The organism is Alloalcanivorax gelatiniphagus (genome assembly GCF_005938655.1).
In the GTDB taxonomy this organism is placed as follows: domain Bacteria; phylum Pseudomonadota; class Gammaproteobacteria; order Pseudomonadales; family Alcanivoracaceae; genus Alloalcanivorax; species Alloalcanivorax gelatiniphagus.
Genome location: NZ_VCQT01000006.1, coordinates 1 through 942 on the forward strand (window position 1 = coordinate 1; position 942 = coordinate 942).

Here is a 942-nt window from a genome sequence, read left to right on the forward strand (position 1 = left end):
CGTGGCAAAGGAAAAGTTTGAACGTAATAAACCGCACGTAAACGTAGGCACCATTGGTCACGTTGACCATGGTAAGACGACGCTGACCGCCGCCCTGACGCGGGTGTGCTTCGAGACCTGGGGTTCCGGTTCCGCGAGCGCGTTTGACCAGATCGACAATGCGCCGGAAGAGCGTGAGCGCGGTATTACCATTGCGACCTCTCACGTGGAATACGATTCCCCGAATCGTCACTACGCGCACGTTGACTGCCCCGGCCACGCCGACTACGTGAAGAACATGATTACCGGTGCGGCGCAGATGGACGGCGCGATCCTGGTGGTGAGCGCGGCGGACGGCCCGATGCCGCAAACCCGCGAGCACATCCTGCTGTCCCGCCAGGTAGGCGTTCCCTTCATCGTTGTGTTCCTGAACAAAGCGGACATGGTTGACGATGAAGAGCTGCTGGAACTGGTTGAAATGGAAATCCGTGAGCTGCTGAGCAGCTACGACTTCCCGGGCGACGACACCCCGATCATCACCGGCTCCGCGCTGAAGGCTCTGGAAGGTGACACCAGCGATATCGGCATGCCGGCGGTGGTGAAACTGGTTGAGTGCCTGGACGACTACATCCCGGAGCCGGAGCGCGCCGTGGATCAGCCGTTCCTGATGCCGATCGAAGACGTGTTCTCCATCTCCGGCCGCGGTACCGTGGTAACCGGTCGTGTGGAGCGTGGCATCATCAAGGTGGGCGACGAGATCGAAATCGTTGGCATCAAGGACACCACCAAGACCACCTGTACCGGCGTTGAAATGTTCCGCAAGCTGCTGGACGAAGGCCGCGCGGGCGAGAACGTGGGCGTGCTGCTGCGTGGCACCAAGCGTGACGACGTGGAGCGTGGTCAGGTCCTGGCGAAGCCGGGCAGCATCACCCCGCACACCAAGTTCGAAGGTGAAGTGTACGT

Annotated in this window: 1 protein-coding gene; it reads left to right on the plus strand. The window is 60.9% G+C overall.

Going from position 1 to position 942, the window contains the following annotated elements:
- Position 1 precedes the first annotated feature (1 nt).
- The coding region (tuf, locus tag FGS76_RS00985; RefSeq protein WP_138770763.1) for an elongation factor Tu at positions 2-942 on the plus strand (941 nt) is incomplete at its 3' end.